Annotated in this window: 2 protein-coding genes and 2 pseudogenes; 2 read left to right on the top strand and 2 right to left on the bottom strand. The window is 67.2% G+C overall.

Translation table 11 applies throughout. The features are described from left to right. Positions 1-128: pseudogene (locus BUE44_RS35605) on the bottom strand (aminotransferase); the annotation flags it as partial. 77 nt (positions 129-205) lie between these two features. On the opposite strand from BUE44_RS35605, the gene BUE44_RS35600 reads away from it, so the two are divergent. Further along, positions 206-475 carry a hypothetical protein gene (locus tag BUE44_RS35600; RefSeq protein ID WP_235002781.1) on the top strand — a complete coding sequence of 90 codons (270 nt, stop codon included), beginning with the start codon at positions 206-208 and terminating at the stop codon, positions 473-475. Continuing rightward, complete coding sequence (locus BUE44_RS35595) at positions 472-882, top strand: type II toxin-antitoxin system VapC family toxin (RefSeq protein WP_079190376.1); 411 nt, start codon at positions 472-474, stop codon at positions 880-882. Before BUE44_RS35600 ends, BUE44_RS35595 begins: the two co-directional genes overlap by 4 nt. A gap of 39 nt (positions 883-921) precedes the next feature. Here BUE44_RS35595 and BUE44_RS35590 read toward each other — a convergent pair. Continuing rightward, positions 922-1,058 (bottom strand): annotated as a pseudogene (locus tag BUE44_RS35590) (aminotransferase); the annotation flags it as partial.

Raw genomic sequence — 1,058 nt, 5'->3', positions numbered from 1 at the left:
TACGTGTCGGGGAGGGCGAGCGCCTCGGCGACGGCGTACTGGAAGGGGCCGGAAGCGACGTACGTCAGGAACTGCTTGGTCGTGCGGACCGCGGCTACCAGTTCGGGTGACCCGGTCACCCAGGCCACGCCTCGTTCACGCACTCATTCGGGTGAACGCTCGCTGCTCCGTTCGCCGAGAGATGGGACGGACCTAGACTGTGACTGTGAGCGCCGCATTCGACTACGAGGACATGCATCACCTGGTGGACCGGCTTACGCCGACCCAGGTGCGACGCCTGCGCCTGCTCGTCACCCAGGACGACGAATTGGCACAGGTGGCACGATCTCTGCCTGCCGCCGAAGGAGACGAAGAGTCGATCCCGGCCGGACTGCTCGCCCTGATCGGCAGTGTCAATGGCCCGGAGGACCTTGCCGAGGAGCACGACGACTACATCCGCGCGCGCATGCGTGAGCGCTTCGGCGACTCGGCGTGATCGCCACCGTCCTGGACACCGGCCCGCTGGCCGCCGCGTTCAACGCGACCGACCGGCGGCACCCGGAGTGCGCCGCACTGCTGACATCACTCACCGGGCGCCGCTTGCTGCCGAGTCCGGTGCTGACCGAGGTCTGCTGGCTACTTGAGCGCTGGCCCAAGGTCGAAGCGGCATTCTTGACCGAGGTCGCTCGCGGCACCTTCGAGCTCGTGCACTTGACCCCCGCAGATCTCACCCGCATGGGAGAGCTGATCCTTCAGTACGCCGACTTCCCCCTCGGCGGAGTCGATGCCTCCGTCATCGCTGTCGCCGAGCGCTTCGGCGTGGATCGAGTGGCCACCTTGGACCGTCGGCACTTCGGAGTCGTGAAGCCTGCCCATGTGACCACACTCACCCTGCTGCCGTAGGAGTGGGCGCCGCCGAAATCCGCCTTGTAAGGGCGGTGCTCAGCCGTTGAACGCTTTGCGGAGGCGCTGGGCGGCGTCGGTGAGGACGTCTTCGCGTTTGCAGAAGGCGAAGCGGACCTGGGTGCGGCCCGCGGTGGGGTGGTCGTAGAAGACGGAGTTGGGGACGGCGACGACGC

The organism is Actinacidiphila paucisporea (assembly GCF_900142575.1).
Taxonomy (GTDB): Bacteria; Actinomycetota; Actinomycetes; order Streptomycetales; family Streptomycetaceae; genus Actinacidiphila; species Actinacidiphila paucisporea.
Note: the sequence above shows the minus strand (reverse complement) of the source record. Positions and strands in the feature narration are given on the sequence as shown.